Consider the following 17,634-nt stretch of genomic DNA (forward strand, 5'->3'; position numbering starts at 1 on the left):
TGGACTATGCCTTCGCCGTCGCGCGCGGGCGTGATCGCCGCCCGTGCGCCTTAGGCGCCCCCCGTCTAGTCTCTACACCTTCCTCGCTTGAGCTGTACCGCGAGGCTTGGCTCGGCGTTGCCTCGATGCGCGCATCAGGGGTTTCGCCGAATTTGAAGGGTTCTGCACCGACCGTTTCCGGCCGGGCACTCAATCGTTTAAGTCCGCTATGTTTACCAATTTCATCACCCCGGCAAAAGGGCGGACGCGATTCTACCATTGCTTGCACATGCGTTAGGGGATTCACGCGCATTGCATCGCGATGCAGCATGTCGGCCCACACCGTCCGCGCCCCGATCTATCCGCCGTCATCGACATCGACGCGACACCTTCATCGATTTCGTCCCGCGCCGCAGCATCCGCCGATACAATCGAATCCGCCCCGCTCGCCGGGCGCCAAACGTCAGATGTTTGTGTCGTGCTGCTCGCGAAACAGACGTCTCGCGCGTCATCGCGAGGTCACAAACGTTTTCGATAATTTCCCTGCCGAAAACGTTTACATCGCGTAACTTCATGACCCCGACCATCAAGGACGTCGCCGCGCTCGCCGGCTTCTCGATCGCCACCGTCTCGCGCGCGATCAACGCGCCGCACACCGTCAGCCCCGCCACGCTGGCGACGATCCGCACCGCCATCGACACGCTGCAGTTCCGCCCGAGCCCGCTCGGCCGGCAGTTGCGCGGCGAGCGCACGCGGCTCGTCGGCGTCGTCGTGCCGACGCTGTCGAACCCGGTCTTCGCCGACTGCCTGCAGGGCATCGACGAACTCGCGACCGCGGCCGGCTTCAAGCTGATCCTGATGACGACCGAATACGATGCGGCGCGCGAGCGCCATGCGATCGAGACGCTGCGCGAGCAGCGCGTCGAGGGGCTGATCCTGACCGTCGCCGATGCGGACACGCATCCGCTGCTCGACATGCTCGACCGCGACGGCCCGCATTACGTGCTGATGCACAACGACACGCAACGCCGCCCGTCGGTGTCGGTCGACAACCGCCGCGCCGCCTATGACGGCGTCCGTCTGCTGACCGCGCGCGGTCATCGCCGCGTGCTGATGCTGGCCGGCTCGCTCGCCGCGTCGGATCGCGCACGCCAGCGCCATCTCGGCTACGCGCAGGCACTCGAGGAAGCCGGCGTCGCGACGCTGCCGCCGGTCGAAGTCGACTTCAACGCGGCCGAGTTGCCCGACGCGGTGCTCGCGCACCTCACCGCGCAGGCCACGCGCCCGACCGCCCTCTTCTGCAGCAACGACCTGCTCGCGATGGTCGTCATGCGCGGCCTGCGCCGCGCGGGCTTCTCGATTCCCGACGACCTGTCGGTGCTCGGCTTCGACGGCATCGCGATCGGCGAGTTGCTCGCGCCGCCGCTCGCGAGCGTCGCGACGCCGAACCAGGACATCGGCCGCCATGCATGGCGGCGTCTCGTCGAATGCATCGGCGGCACGACGATCGAGCGCACGTCGCTGATCCTGCCGCATGCCGTGCGCGACGGCGCGACGGTCGCGCCGCCGGCCGCCGACCTTCAGTTGCACCAGGCCTGAACGCACGCGCCGCGCCATCGCGCACGGCGCGGCGACATACCCTTACCCTGCCCGGAGACCCACCGTGTCCTTTCGCCTGACCTCGCTGCTGCGCGTGCTCGCGGCACCCCTCGCCTGCGCCGCGCTCGTCGCGTTCGCACCCGCCGCCCACGCCGACGAAACCGCGATCTGCTACAACTGCCCGCCCGAATGGGCAGACTGGGCCGCGCAGATCGCGGCGATCAAGCAGAAGACCGGCATCCGCGTGCCGTTCGACAACAAGAACTCGGGCCAGGCGATCGCGCAGCTGATCGCCGAGCAGAAGAGCCCGGTCGCCGACGTCGTCTATCTCGGCGTGTCGTCGGCGTTCCAGGCGAAGGACAACGACGTGATCGCACCGTACAAGCCCGCGCACTGGAACGACATCCCCGCGAACCTGAAAGACCCGCAGGGCTACTGGTTCGCGATCCACTCGGGCACGCTCGGCTTCTTCGTGAACAAGGACGCGCTCGAGGGCAAGCCGGTTCCGCGCTCGTGGGCCGACCTGCTGAAGCCCGAATACAAGGGGATGGTCGGCTACCTCGATCCGTCGAGCGCGTTCGTCGGCTATGCGGGCGCGGTCGCCGTCAACCAGGCGCTCGGCGGCAGCCTCGACAACTTCAAGCCGGCGCTCGACTGGTTCCGCAAGCTGAAGGCCAACGCGCCTATCGTGCCGAAGCAGACCGCGTATGCGCGCGTGCTGTCCGGCGAGATTCCGATCCTGCTCGACTACGACTTCGACGCGTATCGCGCGAAGTACAAGGATCACGCGAACGTCGAGTTCGTGATCCCGAAGGAAGGCACGATCGCGGTGCCGTACGTGATGAGCCTCGTCAAGGGCGCGCCGCACGATGCGAACGGCAGGAAGGTGCTCGACTTCGTGCTGTCCGACGAAGGCCAGAAGCTGTGGGCCAACGCATACCTGCGTCCGGTGCGCGCGCAGACGCTCGGTGCCGACGTCGCCGCGAAGTTCCTGCCGGCGAGCGAATATGCGCGGGCGAAATCGGTCGACTTCGGCAAGATGGCCGCCGGTCAGCAGGCGTTCGGCCAACAATACCTGCAGGTGATGCAGTAAGCGCCGGACTCAAGCCATGCTCGACCTGACTTTCCCGCTGCGCTGGCGCGTCGCGCTCGTCGCGCCGGCGCTCGCGGTGTTCGCCGCGTTCTGGCTGCTGCCGATGGCGGCGCTCGTGCAGGTGTCCGCCGACGGCGCGTTCTTCACGCAGTACGCGGCGCTGCTCGGCAACGCGCGTTACATGAAGAGCCTCGGTGAAACGGTTGCGTTGTCGGCCGGCGTCACGCTCGCGACGCTCGCGCTGTCGACGATCTCGGGCCTGCTGCTGGCGCGCCGCGAATTCGCCGGCAAGCGCGTGCTGCTCGCGCTGCTCACCTTTCCGCTCGCGTTCCCGGGCGTCGTGGTCGGCTTCATGGTGATCATGCTCGCCGGCCGGCAAGGGCTGATCGGGATGCTGTCCGCGAAGCTGACCGGCGACAAGTGGGTGTTCGCGTATTCAGTTGCGGGGCTGTTCGTCGGCTACCTGTACTTCTCGATTCCGCGCGTGATCGTCACGGTGATCGCGGCCGCGTCGAAGCTCGACGCGTCGCTCGAGGAAGCCGCGCGCTCGCTCGGCGCGTCGCCGTGGCGCATCTTCGTCGACATCGTGCTGCCGGCGCTCGCGCCGGGCCTGATCGCGGCCGGCGCGATCTGCTTCGCGACCGCGATGGGCGCGTTCGGCACCGCCTTCACGCTCGCCACCGACCTGAACGTGCTGCCGATGACGATCTACACCGAATTCACGCTGAACGCGAACATCGCGACGGCGGCCGGCCTGTCGATCGTGCTCGGCATCGTCACCTGGGCCGTGCTCGCGCTCGCGCGCCGGTTCACCGGCCACACCGCCGCCGCCGCGGCCTGAGGATTTCTTCATGCAATCGCTTTCCGGTTCGTCGGCGCAGTCGCCGGCACCCGCCCCGTCGCATGCGCACGGCGCGGCACGGCGCGCGCCGCGCGTGTCGGGCGCGCGTGCGGTCGCCGCGCTGCAATGGGGCGTCACGCTGCTGCTGTGCGCGTTCCTGATCGTGCCCGTCGTGATGTCGGTGCTCGCGGGCCTCACCGTCAACTATTTCCGCGGGCTGTCGAGCGGCCTCACGCTGCGCTGGCTCGAACAGGTATGGCAGCAATACCAGGGTTCGGTCGCGCTGTCGCTCGGCGTCGCGTTCGCGACGCTCGCGATCGTGCTCGTCGTCGGCGTGCCGGCCGGCTATGCGCTCGCACGCAGCAAGAACCGCGTCGCCCGCGTGATCGAGGAAGCGCTCGTGCTGCCGGTCGCGCTGCCGGGCCTCGCCTCGGCGCTCGCGCTGCTGGTCGTGTACGGCGGCTTCACCGCGTTCCGGATGAGCCTGTGGTTCATCGTCGTCGGCCACGTCGTGTTCACGCTGCCATTCATGGTGCGCGCGGTCGCGGCGGTTGCCGCCGGTGCCGACCTGCGCACGCTCGAGGAAGGCGCGGCGAGCCTCGGCGCGTCGTTCGTCACGCGCTTCGTCACGATCGTGCTGCCGAACCTGCGCCCCGGCATCGTCGCGGGCGCGCTCGCGGTGCTCACGCTGTCGATCGGCGAATTCAACCTGACGTGGATGCTGCATACGCCCGACACGAAGACGTTGCCCGTCGGGCTCGCCGACACCTACGCATCGCTGCGCCTCGAGGTCGGCAGCGCCTACACGATCGTGTTCCTGCTGATGACGCTGCCGCTTCTCGTCGCGATGCAGTGGCTCGGCGTCGATCCGTCCGGCACGCGCGCACTGAAGCGTCGCCCGCGCTGACCCTGCGTTGACTTTCCCGCTCCCATGAAACTCGATTCCACTCCCATCACCCTGACCCGCTGCGCGAAGACGTTCCGCGGCACGCGCGTGCTCGAACCGCTCGACCTGTCGATCGGCGCGGGCGAGACGCTCGTGCTGCTCGGCCCGTCGGGCTGCGGCAAGACGACGACGTTGCGCCTGATCGCCGGCCTCGACACGCCGGACGCCGGCGGCACGATCCTGTTCGGCGGCGACGACGTGACCGCGCTTCCGATCGAGCGCCGCCAGGTCGGCATGGTGTTCCAGAACTACGCGCTGTTCCCGAACCTGACGGTGCGCGGCAACGTCGGCTACGGACTGAAGATCCGCAAGACGGAGCCGCGCGCGCTGCGCGAACGCGTCGACGAATTGCTCGCGATGATGCGGCTCGACGCGCATGCGGACAAACCGGTCGATCAGTTGTCGGGCGGCCAGCGCCAGCGTGTCGCGCTGGCGCGCGCGCTCGCGGTGCGCCCGCGCGTGCTGCTGCTCGACGAGCCGCTGACCGCGCTCGACGCGAAGCTGCGCGACGTGCTGCGCCGCGAGATGAATACGCTGCTGCGCGACCTCGGTGTGACGACCGTGTACGTCACGCACGACCAGGCCGAGGCGATGGAGCTCGGCGACCGGATCGTCGTGATGGGCGCGGGCCGCATCGAGCAGATCGGCACGCCGCGCGACATCTATTACCGGCCGGCGAACCGCACGGTCGCGCAGTTCATCGGCACGCTGAACCGGCTTGCGGGACAATGGCAGGACGGCGCGCTCGTGACGACCGGCGGCTCGATCGTCACGCCGCACGCCGCCGACGAGTGGTTCTTCCGCCCGGAGGATGCGCAGCTCGCCGATCCCGCGCATGCGCCGCTGCGCGGCGCGATCGGCGCGTGCGCGTTCCTTGGCGAGCGCACGCGGCTCACGATCGAGCATGCGGCGCCCGACGCGCTCGTCATCGACGTGCCGGGCCGCATCGAGCTCGCGCGCGGCACGGCGGTCGGCCTCACGATCGCGGCAGAGGGCCTGATCGCACTCGCCGCGTGAGTAACACCGCCCAACGATAACCAGACATTCCGAGGAACGACGATGCTGCTTGCTCAAATCAGCGATCTCCACATCAAGCGTCCGGGCCAGCTCGCGTACCGGCGCGTCGACACCGCCGCCGCGCTCGCGCGCTGCATCGCGAGGCTGAACGCGCTGGTGCCGCGTCCCGACGCGGTGCTCGTCACGGGCGACCTGACCGACTTCGGCCACGACGACGAATACCGCCATCTGCGCGACCTGCTCGCGCCGCTCGAGATTCCGTATTACCTGATGGTCGGCAATCACGACGATCGCGCGGGGCTGCGCCGCGCGTTCGCCGATCGCCCCGAATTGCAGGACGGCGAATTCGTGCAGTACGCACTCGACGTCGGCGCTGTGCGCGTGCTCGCGCTCGATTCGCAGGTGCCCGGCGCCAGCCACGGCGACCTGTGCGACGCGCGGCTCGCGTGGCTCGCCGCGCAGCTCGACGCCGCGCGCGACCGGCCGGTGATCGTCGCGCTGCACCATCCGCCGTTCGCATCCGGGATCGGGCACATGGACGCGCTGCGCCTCGCGCCCGCGGCCGCCGCGAAACTCGATGCGCTGCTGCGCGGCCATCCGAACGTGGAACGCGTGCTGTGCGGCCACGTGCACCGGACGATGTTCACCCGCTTTGGCGGCACGCTTGCGTCGGCCGTGCCGGCGCCCGCGCACCAGGTCGCGTTCGACCTGCGCGCGGACGCGCCGTCCGCGTTCCGGCTCGAGCCGCCCGCGTTCGCGGTCCACGTGCTTACGCCGGAAGGGGGAATGATGTCCCATCACGTGTACGTGGACGAAGGCGACGGGCCTTATCCGTTCTATGAACCGAGCGGCGAACTGGTCGACTGAAGGCGCGCGTCGCTCGCGATGACGGGCGGCTGCGGGCGGTCGCGGCCCGTTCGGCGGATCGCGACCGATAGCGACCGATAGCGACCGATAGCGACTGAAAGCGGCCCGTCACGCCCTGGCCGTGCCGCCCGATCGCCCAGCGGCACAGCCGGCAGGATTCACCGTGCTCCGGTATGATCGGCACCCTCGATCGGCGCGCGGCCGACGCCGTGCCGCGCGCCCACGCCGCCCAACTTCGTTCCGTTGCCGCCATGTCCGCCGCCTCCACCGACCGTCCGACCGACGCCGCCTCGCCCCACTATTCGCGCAGCCTGCTGTTGCTGCTCGCGACGATCGCGGGCGTATCGGTCGCGAACATCTATTACAACCAGCCGCTACTCGACAGCTTCCGCTCGGCCTTTCCCAACGGCGCGTCATGGATCGGCGCGGTGCCGACCGCGACGCAGCTCGGCTACGCGGCCGGCATGTTCCTGCTCGCGCCGCTCGGCGACCGTTTCGATCGCCGCGGGCTGATCCTGATGCAGATCGCGGGCCTGTCGATCGCGCTGATCGTGGCCGCGACCGCGCCATCGCTGGCGGTGCTCGCCGGCGCGAGCCTCGCGATCGGCGTGCTCGCGACGATCGCGCAGCAGGCCGTGCCGTTCGCGGCCGAAATCGCGCCGCCGGCCGAGCGCGGGCATGCGGTCGGCACCGTGATGAGTGGCCTGCTGCTCGGCATCCTGCTGGCGCGCACGGCGGCCGGCTTCGTCGCCGAATATTTCGGCTGGCGGGCGGTGTTCGGTGCATCGGTCGCAGCGCTCGTCGCGCTGGCCGCGGTGATCGTGCTGCGACTGCCGCGCAGTTCGCCGACGTCGACGCTGCCGTACGGCAAGCTGCTCGGTTCGATGTGGCACCTCGTGGTCGAACTGCGCGGGCTGCGCGAGGCATCGCTGACCGGCGCCGCGCTGTTCGCCGCGTTCAGCGCGTTCTGGCCGGTGCTCACGCTGCTGCTCGCCGGTGCGCCGTTCCACCTCGGCCCGCAGGCCGCAGGTCTCTTCGGGATCGTCGGCGCGGCGGGTGCGCTGGCCGCGCCATACGCGGGACGTTTCGCGGACAAGCGCGGCCCGCGCGCGATCATCTCGCTCGCGATCGCACTGCTCGCGGCGTCGTTCGTGATTTTCGCGCTGTCGGGGACGAGCCTCGTCGGGCTCGTGATCGGCGTGATCGTGCTGGATGTCGGCGTGCAGGCCGCGCAGATCTCGAACCAGTCGCGCATCTATGCGCTGAAGCCCGAGGCGCGCAGCCGCGTAAACACCGTGTACATGGTGTGCTACTTCATTGGCGGCGCGCTCGGCTCGTCGGCCGGCGTCGCCGCGTGGCACGCGTTCGGCTGGACCGGCATGTGCGCGGCCGGCCTGCTGTTTGCCGCGCTCGCCGGCTGGTCCCACCATCGCGGCGCACGGCACGGCTGAACGCCGCCCCGCGCGCCGGCGTCACGCGTCGGCGCGAGACGCGGCCGGTTCGTCGGCCGGTGGAAGCGTGAATGCCGGGGCGGGATCCATGACCGCGGCCGGGTCCACGACGGCAGCCGGTACCGGCACCGCAAGCGATACCGCGGAAGGCGCGAGGATCGGTGCCGGGTCCGGCATCGCGGCTTGATCCGGTGCGGACGCCGCACCTGCCGCTGATTCGACGGCCACGGTTGCCGCGGCCGATGAAGCGTCGGCCGCCGCGCGCGCCGCTGGCCGGCGCGCGGGATCGAACACGAACGACAGCCCGACGCTGCCGAGAATCGCGACGGTCGCGACCACGGTCGCCGTCGTCACGGGCTCGCCGAGCATCAGCGCGCCGAGCGCGACCGCGACGATCGGGTTCACGTACATGCAGCTGCTCGCGATGATCGGGCTCGTATGGCGAATCAGGTAGCCGTACGCGACGTACGCGGCCATCGTGCAGAACACCATCAGGTAGACGAACGCGAACACCGGACCGACCGCGACCTGCTCGATGCGCTCGCCCATCAGCCACGCGGCGATCGTGGACATCAACCCGCCCAGGCCGATCTGCAGCGATGTCGACAGAAACAGGTCCGACGGCAGCTTGAGCCGTGTCGCGAGATGCGCGCCGCCCGCCCAGAACAACGCGCCGGCGAGCACGCAGATCGTGCCGAGCGCCGAGTTCGCGGCGGCTGCGCCGCCCGAATTCAGCACGACGATGCCGACCATCCCGAGCGCGACGGCCGCCCACTCGCCCTTCGTCACCGGACGCCCGGCGACCGCCGCGATCACGGTCGCGAAGAGCGGCACGGTCGCGACCATCACCGCGGCCGAGCCGCTGCTGACCGTGCGCATCCCGAGCGCGATGGTGCCGGACGACAGCGCGACCAGCATCGTGCCGACGATCGCCGAGTTGCGGATTTCCAGCAGCGTCGGCCATTCGGGCTTGCGACGCAGCGCGAAGATGAACAGACCGATCCCGCCGAGCAGGTTGCGCAACCCCGACAGCAGCAGCGGCGGGAACGACTGCAGCGCGAAATGCAGGCCGCTGTAGGTCGAGCCCCAGACGAAATAGATGAATACCAGGGCCAGAGCGACACGGCCGCCGCGGCTTTGCGGCAGGCGGATCCGGATCGGCAGGCGAGCGAGGAAATCGAGGAGGCGATCGAGCGGTGTCATCGTTCAGCCCGCCCGCACGACGTGTCGCGTGCTCCGCTGAAAGACGCCGGCAATACCGGCAAGCGGCCCCGACGGGACCAGGAAGGCGGAGACGAACGTGCGGAACGACATGGCAGTGCGAACGGCGACGAATAAGGACCGGCAGGCGGCGGCAGAGGGTCGAAAACACGCGCGCAGACGGCTTCGGCCGCGCACGCTCGGCATTATGGCATCAAGGATTCGAAAGCATCATCGGACCCGTCTGAAAGGATATCGACTGACGTTTCGGCGCGACATTTTTCGGCATCCGGACGAACGGGAATCCGGGGCCGGATATGCGCTGCGCGGACGTCGCGCGGGCCGCACGGCGCTATCGTGCGTTGACGATCGGGAAGAAACGATGACCCACGGATGCGATACGCATGTCCGTGACGCCAGCGAGGGCCAGCCGGCCGAAGCCGCGAAGCAGCTGGGCGTCACTCAGCCGCGCGGGTCCGATCTGCTGCGCGGCAAGATCAAACGGTTCGAGTTCGACGCGCTCGTGAACATGGCGGCGGCGGTCGGCCTGCGCGTCGATCTGCAGGTACGCGAATCCGCGTGACGCACCCGTTAAGCACGGCGGTGCGGGGCCGCGCCCCGCCGCTCACGATCCGCCGAACCAGTTGTACCCCTGATCGACCCAGTAGCCGCCCGGGTAGGTATCGGTCACGAAGATTTCCATGATGTGCTTCGGATTCTTGTAGCCGAGCTTGGTCGGCATCCGCAGCTTCATCGGAAAGCCGAATTCGGGCGGCAGGCGACGGCCGTCGTAGTCGAATGCGAGCAGCGTCTGCGGATGCAGCGCGGTCGGCATGTCGATGCTTTCGTAGTAATCGTCCGCGCATTTGAAGCCGACGTATTTCGCGTGCGTATCGGCGCCGACGCGTGCCAGAAACGCGCCGAACGGCGTGCCGCCCCAGCGGCCGATCGCGCTCCACCCTTCCACGCAGATGTGCCGCGTGATCTGCTCCGCGTGCGGCAGCGCATACAGCTCGTCGAGCGTCCACACGCGCTTGCCCGTCACCCGGCCCGACAGCACGAGCTGGTACGTCGATGCGTCGACGTGCGGCACGTCGTCGATGCCGTAATACGCATTGAACGGGAACGGCCGCGTGATGTCGGCCTCGGTATAGGTCGGCGCGAGCCGCTCGCCGCTGAACAGCCAGGCCTGCACGCGATCGTTCATGCGCGACACCTTCTCGAGGAACGCGTTGACCGATGCGTCGTCCTGCAGCGTGCAGCCGGTCAGCATCGTCAGGCCGCCGAGCGTCAGCACGCGCCGGTTGAAGAGGCGCCGCGACGGCATCTCGAGTTCGCGGCGCACATCGAGCTCGAGCGACTTGCGGTCGAGCGTCCAGCTCGGCTGACCGCGGTTGTTTCCGGATTCCGACATGATGGGTTCCTTCGCCCGCGGCGTGCGGGTCAGCGACCGCGCAGCATCGCGAGCAGCGAGCGCGGCACCAGCAGCGCCATCGCGACGTGTACGACGAAAAATGCAACGAGCAGCGACATCGTCCAGAAGTGCACGACGCGCGCGTTGTCGTAACCGCCGAACAACTCGCGCAGCAGCGGAAACTGCACGGACTTCCAGATCGTGAGCCCCGACAGCACCAGCACGATCAGATCGACGATCGCGGTCAGGTATGCGGCACGCTGCACCGCGTTGTAGACGCTCAGGTCGTCGTGCGACAACCGGCCGCCCAGCGCCGCGCGCACGTCGCGCCATATCGACGCCGGCGTGACCGGCAGCATCTTGCGCGCGAGGCGGCCCGTCGCGATCGACATCGCGAGGTAGAACAGCCCGTTGCCGACCAGCAGCCACATCGCCGCGAAATGCCATTGGAGCGCGCCGCCCAGCCAGCCGCCGAGCGTGATGCCGTGCGCGAACGTGAACGGCGGATAGATCGGCGACGCATCGTAGATGCGCCAGCCGGACAGTGCCATCAGGATCGCCGCGAGCGCGTTGAGCCAGTGGCTCACGCGCACCCACAGCGGATGAATCTTGCGGGCGGGCGGCGTGGCTGCCGTGCGCCCGGCAGCGGGAACGGTTTGCATGATGAAGACTCCCGAAACGTTGCGGCGGTGCGCGATGCGCGGGCGGCCTCGTGTACCGCATGCGCGGGCCGCGCCCCGCCCGCGTCGGTCAGTTCGACGGTGCCATCTTGTCGCCCGACATCGACTTGCCCATCGCGTCGTGCGACATCGCGTCCTTCTTCATCGCGTGCTTCTTCGTGGCGCCTTTCTTCATCGCCCCATCCTTCGCCATCGCGTCGTGGCCCATCGCATCCTTCGACATCGACGAGCCTTCCTTCGACATCGCGTCGTTCTGCGCATACGCACCCGTTGCGGCCATGGCGAAACCGGCGACACACGCTGCGATCAGTACTTTTTTCATGACATCTCTCCGAAACATGGGTTTGAGGAGACGAATAGACGGAGGACGTCGCGGGATATGACAGCCGTTTCGAAAATATTTTTTTGGGGCTGCCAGAAGTGCCGCAATGCTGCGCCGCGCCGTCGTCGTCAGCCGGGCTGCAGGGCCGTGCGGCGGTGTCATGCATCGCGGCTTGCGCGGCTGGCGCGCCGCCCGCAATGCTGCAACTGCACCGCGGCAACCGATCTGCCACCGGTTGAAACCGCCGCGAAGCCAGTGTATCGTGTGCGCTGCTAACGCGGGGGTCCTGCAATGCGTTCGGTCAAACAACCGGCATTGCGGGTGAGAAATACCCTTTGAACCTGATCTGGATAATGCCAGCGCAGGGAAGCGTACGGATTTCGCCGCCATCCTTCTGACGAAATCCGCCGCCTCACCAAGCCTCGTCTCCTGCTTAGCTCGAGCCCCACATTCGTCAAGGGCTCCGGGCAAGCGCCGTGGCGCCTGTCCGGCGCTCACACAGGAGATTGCATGAACGCCAATCCGAAGTTTCTGTCCGCGGACGCCCATGTCGACGCCGCTGCCGTCGCCCCGCTGCCCAATTCGCGAAAGGTTTATGTAACCGGCTCGCAGCCCGACATCCGCGTGCCGATGCGTGAAATCACGCAGGCCGACACCCCGACCGGCTTCGGCGGCGAAAAGAACCCGCCGATCTACGTGTACGACACGTCGGGCCCCTACACCGATCCGGACGCGAAGATCGACATCCGCGCCGGCCTGCCGGCACTGCGCCAGCGCTGGATCGAAGCGCGCGGCGACACCGAGGTGCTCGACGGCCTGTCGAGCCGGTACGGCCTCGAGCGCGCGGCCGACCCGGCCACCGCCGACCTGCGTTTCCCGGGCCTGCACCGCAACCCGCGCCGCGCGCAAGCCGGCAAGAACGTCACGCAGATGCACTACGCGCGCCAGGGCATCATCACGCCGGAAATGGAATACATCGCGATCCGCGAGAACCAGCGCCGCGCCGAGTACATCGAGAGCCTGAAGTCGAGCGGCCCGAACGGTGCGAAGCTCGCCGCGATGATGGGCCGCCAGCACCCGGGCCAGGCGTTCGGCGCCGCGGCCTTCGGCGCGAACGCGCTGGCCGAGATCACCCCCGAGTTCGTGCGCGACGAAGTCGCGCGCGGCCGCGCGATCATCCCCGCGAACATCAACCACCCGGAATCCGAGCCGATGATCATCGGCCGCAACTTCCTCGTGAAGATCAACGCGAACATCGGCAACTCGGCCGTCACGTCGTCGATCGGCGAGGAAGTCGACAAGATGACGTGGGCGATCCGCTGGGGCGGCGACACGGTGATGGACCTGTCGACCGGCAAGCACATCCACGAAACGCGCGAGTGGATCATCCGCAACAGCCCGGTGCCGATCGGCACGGTGCCGATCTACCAGGCGCTCGAAAAGGTCAACGGCAAGGCGGAGGACCTGACCTGGGAAATCTTCCGCGACACGCTGATCGAGCAGGCCGAGCAAGGCGTCGACTACTTCACGATCCACGCGGGCGTACGCCTGCAGTACGTGCCGCTCACCGCGAACCGGATGACGGGCATCGTGTCGCGCGGCGGCTCGATCATGGCGAAGTGGTGCCTCGCGCATCACAAGGAAAGCTTCCTGTACGAACACTTCGAAGAGATCTGCGAGATCATGAAGGCGTACGACGTGAGCTTCTCCCTCGGCGACGGCCTGCGTCCCGGCTCGATCTACGACGCGAACGACGAAGCGCAGCTCGGCGAACTGAAGACGCTCGGCGAGCTCACGCAGATCGCGTGGAAGCACGACGTGCAGGTGATGATCGAAGGCCCCGGCCACGTGCCGATGCAGCTGATCAAGGAGAACATGGATCTCCAGCTCGACTGGTGCAAGGAAGCGCCGTTCTATACGCTCGGGCCGCTGACCACCGACATCGCACCGGGCTACGACCACATCACGTCGGGCATCGGCGCCGCGATGATCGGCTGGTTCGGCACCGCGATGCTGTGCTACGTGACGCCGAAGGAGCACCTCGGGCTGCCGAACAAGGACGACGTGAAGGAAGGGATCATCACGTACAAGCTCGCCGCGCACGCGGCCGACCTGGCCAAGGGTCACCCCGGCGCGCAGGTGCGCGACAACGCGCTGTCGAAGGCGCGTTTCGAGTTCCGCTGGGAAGACCAGTTCAACATCGGCCTCGACCCGGACAAGGCGCGCGAATTCCACGACGAGACGCTGCCGAAGGATTCGGCGAAGGTCGCGCACTTCTGCTCGATGTGCGGCCCGCACTTCTGCTCGATGAAGATCACGCAGGACGTGCGCGAGTTCGCGGCGCAGCAGGGCGTGTCGGAAACCGAGGCGCTGAAGAAGGGGATGGAAGTCAAGGCGGTCGAGTTCGTGAAGACCGGCGCCGAGATCTATCACCGTCAGTAAGTCGGCAAGCGAACGCGGCGGTCCGCACGGACCGCTTCGCTTCGTGAAGCACGGCAGAAAGCCCGCTTTCGAGCGGGCTTTTTTGCGCGCACGCATCCCGTGTACCCGCCTGCGCACGGGAAACAATTGATTACGAAACCGCTCGAGCCTTAACAAGTCCTTACAACCGCCGCGCGGAACGACGCGTAGATTGATTGCATGCGCGGCCGTCAGGCGGTCGCGCGACCTCCGTTCACTACCACAAGGACAACGATCATGAACCATTCGATTCGGCGTTTTGGGGTATGCGCGCTGCTCGTCGCGACGGTGGCCAGCCTCTCGGCCTGTGATTCGATGACACGACGCCAGCGCGATACCGCGATTGGTGCGGGTGTCGGCGGCGTCGCCGGCGCGGCGATCGGCGGCAACGCGCTGTCGACGCTGGGCGGCGCGGCAGCCGGCGGCATCATCGGCAACCAGGTCGGCAAATAAGCCGGCCGGCTTATCCGGCTGCCGCGCGACACGCGGCAAGCTCCGGCCTGACGGCGTTTCCGCACGGCGGAAACGCCGTTTTTCACATGCGGCGCCGCAACACGCCGCAGCGGCCCGGAAATGATCCGTTACCGTTTAGCGCATCTTGTCATCCCCGGGCGGCCTAAGCTTTAAGCATCTGCCGATTGCCGGCTCCGCCGGAGAGACATCATGAACAGGACCCTCGTCGCCGCGGCGCTCGCGTGCACGACGCTCGCCGGCTGTTACTACCCTTACGGCTACTATCCGTCCGGCTATTACACGGCGGCGCCGGTGCAGCCCGCGCCCGTCTATGTCGATCCGGGCCCCGCGTACTACTATCCGGCCCCCGCCTATGCCCCGGCCTGGGGTGGCTACTGGGGCCCCGCGGTGTCGCTCAATTTCGGCTTCGGTGGACGCGGCGGCTGGCGCCATCATTGAACGGCCGCCCAGGCCGGCCGTCCGGCCGGTTCGCGTCGGGGGCGAGCGCATTTCCCGGTTCTTGCCGTTTCATCCGATCGTGAAACGACGGCACGGGAGCGCGGTGTAAGATTCTCCGCATCCCGTCCCCTCGCCCGCCACGCTCGATGTCACCCAAGAACGCCTTTCTGCTGACCGTCCTCGCTGCCCTGTGGGGCGCGTCGTTCCTGTTCATCCGGATCGGCGTCGCCGACTTCGGTGTCGCGCCGCTGATGGCGCTGCGCGTGGGAATCGGCGCGCTGTTTCTCGCAGGCTTCGCGCTGACGCGCTTCAAGCCCGCCGAGCTCGGCGCGCAGCTACGCCGTCGCGCGTGGCCGTTGTTCGTCGTTGGCGCGCTGAACTCGGGCATCCCGTTCTGCCTGTTCGCGTTCGCCGAACTGACGCTGTCGGCCGGCGTGACGTCGGTGATCAACGCGACGACGCCGCTGTGGGGCGCGCTCGTCGCCTATGTTTGGCTGAAGGACAAGCTGTCGCTGCCGCGCGCGCTCGGCCTCGTGATCGGCTTTGCCGGCGTCCTCACGCTCGTGTGGGATCAGATCGCGAACGCGCACGGCAGCACCGGCGCCAACGCGACCGCGCTCGCCGCCGCCGCCGCGCTCGGCGCGACGCTGCTGTACGGCATCGCGGCCAACTACACGAAACGCACGCTCAGCGGCGTCGATCCGCTCGTCAACGCGACCGGCAGCATGATCGGCTCGACCGTGCTGCTGCTGCCGTTCGCGATCGCGACCTGGCCCGCGGCAGCCGTCGGCGCGCATGCATGGGGCGCCGTGCTCGCGCTCGGCATCGCCTGCACGGGGATCGCGTATTTCATCTTCTTCTACCTGATCGCGCATGTCGGCCCGGCCCGCGCGATTACGGTGACGTTCGTGATCCCGGTGTTCGGCCTGCTATGGGGCGCGCTGTTCCTCGGCGAACACGTATCGGTCGTGATGATCGAAGGCTGCGCGATCGTGCTCGTCGGCACCGCGCTTGCCACCGGCGTGATCAAGCGGATTCCCGGGCTCCGCCCACGCGGCGGCGAAGCGGCCTGAGCGGCGGGCAGGGCCGGCACCCCGCCGGTGCGGGCTCCCCGCGACGCGCCGGCCGCCGATCCTCGAGCGCCGCGCGTCGGCCGGTGCGCGACGGCGCATGTCGAGTTTCGCCTGATGCCGATGCAGCCGCCCGGCTTTGCCGCTCTCCCGCTCTCCCGGATTCTTCGCACGCGATGCACGCGGCACACGCGACGCTGTCGCCGCATACGCGACCGGTGGCCCTTGCGTGTCGCGCTCCCGGGCGGAATGCCCCGTCCAGCCGTCGGTGTAGCGTTTGCGTCTGGAGTTACCCTGATACGCGCGCCGCGCCATTCCCGTTACACTCGGATCACTCATCCGCAGAAGGCGGTTACGATGCACCACGTTCTCTCGCGTCCACCTGTGCGTGCGACGGTTTCTGCGTGGCGCGCACGATACCGCCCCCCGATCGCCCCAGGGCATCGTTGACATGAAGCCCTCCCGCGACCTCTCGCTCGATTCCCTGCTCGAACGCCTCACGCCGACGCCCAGCGGCTGGATCGCCACGTATCGCGAGACGACGCTGCGCAGTGTGTTTCAACCCGTGCTGTCGATCACGCACAAGCGCGTGGTCGGCTATGAAGCGCTACTGCGCGTCGTGGACGAGAACGGCACGCTGGTTTCGCCGGTCGCGCTGTTCGACAGGACGCGTGCCGCTGCCGACGCGTTGCTGCTCGACCGGCTCGCTCGCTGCCTGCATACGGCGAACTTCGTTGCGCAAGGCATCGGCGACGGCTGGCTGTTCCTGAACGTGACGCCGCGCGTGCTCGATTCGGGCCTCGTGCAGCGCGAATTCGTCGAGGCGCTGTGCCGTCATTTCGCGCTGCCGCCGAACCGCATCGTGCTGGAAGTCGTCGAGCAGCCGGCGCGCGATGAAGCCGCGCTCGCCCGCACGATCGACATGATCCAGCATCGGGACTTCCTGATCGCGATCGACGATTTCGGCACCGGGTTCTCGAATTTCGACCGCGTGTGGCGCGCACGGCCCGATATCGTCAAGCTCGATCGATCGCTCGTCGAACGCGCGAACGCGTCGGCCGACGATCGCCGCATCATGCATCACCTGGTATCGATGCTCCATCAGGCCGGCGCGATGGTGCTCGCCGAGGGTGTCGAAAGCGACGATGCGCTGCAGACGCTGATGGAGGCCGATATCGATTTCGTCCAGGGCTTCCAGTTCGGCCAGCCCGATGCGTCGATCGCGCACGCGAGCGCCGCGGCGCCCGCGATGCTCGACGCCGCGTGGCAACGCTTTATCGCCCGTCGGCATACGCCAGCGATCGCCGAGCAGCCAGGCTTCGACGCGATCGAGCGGCTCGTGCTCGCCGGCGCGGCCGCATTTTCCGCGAGCGGCAGCCTGCAGGACGCCGCGCAGCGCGTATTCGTGGTGCCGGCCGCGCGCCGGGTGTTCGTCACGGACGAGATCGGCGAACAGTTCCTGCCGTCGATCGGCGCGCGTCCCGAGGACGGCCAGACGAGCGGCACGCGGCTCTCGCCGCTGTTCCCGGAGACGCACAGCAACTGGTCGCGGCGACCGTACTTCCAGCGCGCGATCGCGGCACCAGGGCGCGTCGCGTTAATGGGTCCGCACTTCTCGCTGACCGAAGGCCGCGATTGCTACACCGCAGCCGTCGCGATTCGCGCGCAAAACCGTCTCGTCGTGTTCTGCGTCGACTTCGTGCTCGACAGTGCGGGCACCGTGATGCGGTAGCGCATATTGCCGCACGACGCCGCCCGCCATGCCGGCCGGTCGGCCTTTTCT

The 17,634-nt window shown here is 68.2% G+C and carries 16 protein-coding genes, 1 pseudogene and 1 riboswitch; of the genes and pseudogenes, 13 read left to right on the forward strand and 4 right to left on the reverse strand.

Features of this window, described 5'->3' with window-relative positions:
- The first annotated feature begins 552 nt into the window (after nucleotides 1–552).
- The 7 genes from DIE08_RS12515 (at nucleotide 553) to DIE08_RS12545 (ending at nucleotide 7,793) form a co-directional block, all read left to right on the forward strand.
- Entirely contained in the window at nucleotides 553–1,578 is a 1,026-nt protein-coding gene (locus DIE08_RS12515) for a substrate-binding domain-containing protein (RefSeq protein ID WP_124902056.1), read from the forward strand.
- Between the two features lie 64 nt (nucleotides 1,579–1,642).
- On the forward strand, nucleotides 1,643–2,671 hold the full coding sequence (locus DIE08_RS12520) for an ABC transporter substrate-binding protein (RefSeq protein WP_124902057.1): 1,029 nt from the start codon (nucleotides 1,643–1,645) through the stop codon (nucleotides 2,669–2,671).
- Nucleotides 2,672–2,687: 16 nt separating this feature from the next.
- Nucleotides 2,688–3,512 carry an ABC transporter permease gene (locus tag DIE08_RS12525; protein WP_124902058.1) on the forward strand — a complete coding sequence of 275 codons (825 nt, stop codon included), beginning with the start codon at nucleotides 2,688–2,690 and terminating at the stop codon, nucleotides 3,510–3,512.
- Nucleotides 3,513–3,522: 10 nt separating this feature from the next.
- On the forward strand, nucleotides 3,523–4,419 hold the full coding sequence (locus tag DIE08_RS12530) for an ABC transporter permease (RefSeq protein ID WP_124902059.1): 897 nt from the start codon (nucleotides 3,523–3,525) through the stop codon (nucleotides 4,417–4,419).
- 24 nt (nucleotides 4,420–4,443) lie between these two features.
- Complete coding sequence (locus tag DIE08_RS12535) at nucleotides 4,444–5,475, forward strand: ABC transporter ATP-binding protein (protein WP_124902060.1); 1,032 nt, start codon at nucleotides 4,444–4,446, stop codon at nucleotides 5,473–5,475.
- A gap of 42 nt (nucleotides 5,476–5,517) precedes the next feature.
- The gene (locus DIE08_RS12540) at nucleotides 5,518–6,342 is read left to right on the forward strand and encodes a phosphodiesterase (RefSeq protein WP_124902061.1); all 825 of its coding nucleotides are present in this window, start codon (nucleotides 5,518–5,520) and stop codon (nucleotides 6,340–6,342) included.
- A 251-nt stretch (nucleotides 6,343–6,593) separates the two neighbouring features.
- Nucleotides 6,594–7,793, forward strand: coding sequence for an MFS transporter (locus DIE08_RS12545; RefSeq protein WP_124902062.1), 1,200 nt, complete (start codon nucleotides 6,594–6,596; stop codon nucleotides 7,791–7,793).
- A 21-nt stretch (nucleotides 7,794–7,814) separates the two neighbouring features.
- Here DIE08_RS12545 and DIE08_RS12550 read toward each other — a convergent pair whose 3' ends face one another.
- Nucleotides 7,815–8,996 carry an EamA family transporter gene (locus DIE08_RS12550; protein ID WP_059603453.1) on the reverse strand — a complete coding sequence of 394 codons (1,182 nt, stop codon included), beginning with the start codon at nucleotides 8,994–8,996 and terminating at the stop codon, nucleotides 7,815–7,817.
- 415 nt (nucleotides 8,997–9,411) lie between these two features.
- On the opposite strand from DIE08_RS12550, the pseudogene DIE08_RS36710 reads away from it, so the two are divergent.
- Nucleotides 9,412–9,576 (forward strand): annotated as a pseudogene (locus tag DIE08_RS36710) (helix-turn-helix domain-containing protein); the annotation flags it as partial.
- A gap of 42 nt (nucleotides 9,577–9,618) precedes the next feature.
- Here the strand turns inward: DIE08_RS36710 and DIE08_RS12565 are convergent.
- From DIE08_RS12565 to DIE08_RS12575, 3 genes are all read right to left on the reverse strand, one after another.
- A complete protein-coding gene (locus DIE08_RS12565; RefSeq protein ID WP_059603447.1) occupies nucleotides 9,619–10,407 on the reverse strand; it encodes a molybdopterin-dependent oxidoreductase in 789 nt (262 codons plus the stop codon).
- Nucleotides 10,408–10,436: 29 nt separating this feature from the next.
- Complete coding sequence (locus DIE08_RS12570; protein WP_124902064.1) at nucleotides 10,437–11,069, reverse strand: cytochrome b/b6 domain-containing protein; 633 nt, start codon at nucleotides 11,067–11,069, stop codon at nucleotides 10,437–10,439.
- A gap of 88 nt (nucleotides 11,070–11,157) precedes the next feature.
- Nucleotides 11,158–11,409, reverse strand: coding sequence for a pentapeptide MXKDX repeat protein (locus DIE08_RS12575; RefSeq protein WP_124902065.1), 252 nt, complete (start codon nucleotides 11,407–11,409; stop codon nucleotides 11,158–11,160).
- 269 nt (nucleotides 11,410–11,678) lie between these two features.
- Nucleotides 11,679–11,795: riboswitch (TPP riboswitch) on the forward strand.
- A gap of 124 nt (nucleotides 11,796–11,919) precedes the next feature.
- On the opposite strand from DIE08_RS12575, the gene thiC reads away from it, so the two are divergent.
- From thiC to DIE08_RS12605, 5 genes are all read left to right on the forward strand, one after another.
- Nucleotides 11,920–13,851 carry a phosphomethylpyrimidine synthase ThiC gene (gene thiC, locus DIE08_RS12580; RefSeq protein WP_059603441.1) on the forward strand — a complete coding sequence of 644 codons (1,932 nt, stop codon included), beginning with the start codon at nucleotides 11,920–11,922 and terminating at the stop codon, nucleotides 13,849–13,851.
- Between the two features lie 255 nt (nucleotides 13,852–14,106).
- Entirely contained in the window at nucleotides 14,107–14,322 is a 216-nt protein-coding gene (locus tag DIE08_RS12585) for a glycine zipper 2TM domain-containing protein (RefSeq protein ID WP_059449419.1), read from the forward strand.
- Nucleotides 14,323–14,532: 210 nt separating this feature from the next.
- On the forward strand, nucleotides 14,533–14,781 hold the full coding sequence (locus DIE08_RS12590; RefSeq protein WP_059603438.1) for a hypothetical protein: 249 nt from the start codon (nucleotides 14,533–14,535) through the stop codon (nucleotides 14,779–14,781).
- Between the two features lie 146 nt (nucleotides 14,782–14,927).
- Nucleotides 14,928–15,854 (forward strand): DMT family transporter, encoded by a 927-nt coding sequence (locus DIE08_RS12595; RefSeq protein WP_124623206.1) that lies wholly within the window; start codon nucleotides 14,928–14,930, stop codon nucleotides 15,852–15,854.
- Nucleotides 15,855–16,302: 448 nt separating this feature from the next.
- Entirely contained in the window at nucleotides 16,303–17,583 is a 1,281-nt protein-coding gene (locus tag DIE08_RS12605) for an EAL domain-containing protein (RefSeq protein ID WP_059603432.1), read from the forward strand.
- Nucleotides 17,584–17,634 lie beyond the last annotated feature (51 nt).

Source organism: Burkholderia sp. Bp9004 (assembly GCF_003858025.1).
Taxonomy (GTDB): Bacteria; Pseudomonadota; Gammaproteobacteria; order Burkholderiales; family Burkholderiaceae; genus Burkholderia; species Burkholderia diffusa.

Excerpts from the sequence above, each read along its gene's own strand:
- DIE08_RS12515 (WP_124902056.1), top strand. The coding sequence starts at position 553 with ATGACCCCGACCATCAAGGACGTCGCCGCGCTCGCCGGCTTCTCGATC.
- DIE08_RS12525 (WP_124902058.1), top strand. The coding sequence starts at position 2,688 with ATGCTCGACCTGACTTTCCCGCTGCGCTGGCGCGTCGCGCTCGTCGCG.
- DIE08_RS12530 (WP_124902059.1), top strand. The coding sequence starts at position 3,523 with ATGCAATCGCTTTCCGGTTCGTCGGCGCAGTCGCCGGCACCCGCCCCG.
- DIE08_RS12535 (WP_124902060.1), top strand. The coding sequence starts at position 4,444 with ATGAAACTCGATTCCACTCCCATCACCCTGACCCGCTGCGCGAAGACG.
- DIE08_RS12540 (WP_124902061.1), top strand. The coding sequence starts at position 5,518 with ATGCTGCTTGCTCAAATCAGCGATCTCCACATCAAGCGTCCGGGCCAG.
- DIE08_RS12545 (WP_124902062.1), top strand. The coding sequence starts at position 6,594 with ATGTCCGCCGCCTCCACCGACCGTCCGACCGACGCCGCCTCGCCCCAC.
- DIE08_RS12550 (WP_059603453.1), bottom strand. The coding sequence starts at position 8,996 with ATGACACCGCTCGATCGCCTCCTCGATTTCCTCGCTCGCCTGCCGATC.
- DIE08_RS12565 (WP_059603447.1), bottom strand. The coding sequence starts at position 10,407 with ATGTCGGAATCCGGAAACAACCGCGGTCAGCCGAGCTGGACGCTCGAC.
- DIE08_RS12570 (WP_124902064.1), bottom strand. The coding sequence starts at position 11,069 with ATGCAAACCGTTCCCGCTGCCGGGCGCACGGCAGCCACGCCGCCCGCC.
- DIE08_RS12575 (WP_124902065.1), bottom strand. The coding sequence starts at position 11,409 with ATGAAAAAAGTACTGATCGCAGCGTGTGTCGCCGGTTTCGCCATGGCC.
- thiC (WP_059603441.1), top strand. The coding sequence starts at position 11,920 with ATGAACGCCAATCCGAAGTTTCTGTCCGCGGACGCCCATGTCGACGCC.
- DIE08_RS12585 (WP_059449419.1), top strand. The coding sequence starts at position 14,107 with ATGAACCATTCGATTCGGCGTTTTGGGGTATGCGCGCTGCTCGTCGCG.
- DIE08_RS12590 (WP_059603438.1), top strand. The coding sequence starts at position 14,533 with ATGAACAGGACCCTCGTCGCCGCGGCGCTCGCGTGCACGACGCTCGCC.
- DIE08_RS12595 (WP_124623206.1), top strand. The coding sequence starts at position 14,928 with ATGTCACCCAAGAACGCCTTTCTGCTGACCGTCCTCGCTGCCCTGTGG.
- DIE08_RS12605 (WP_059603432.1), top strand. The coding sequence starts at position 16,303 with ATGAAGCCCTCCCGCGACCTCTCGCTCGATTCCCTGCTCGAACGCCTC.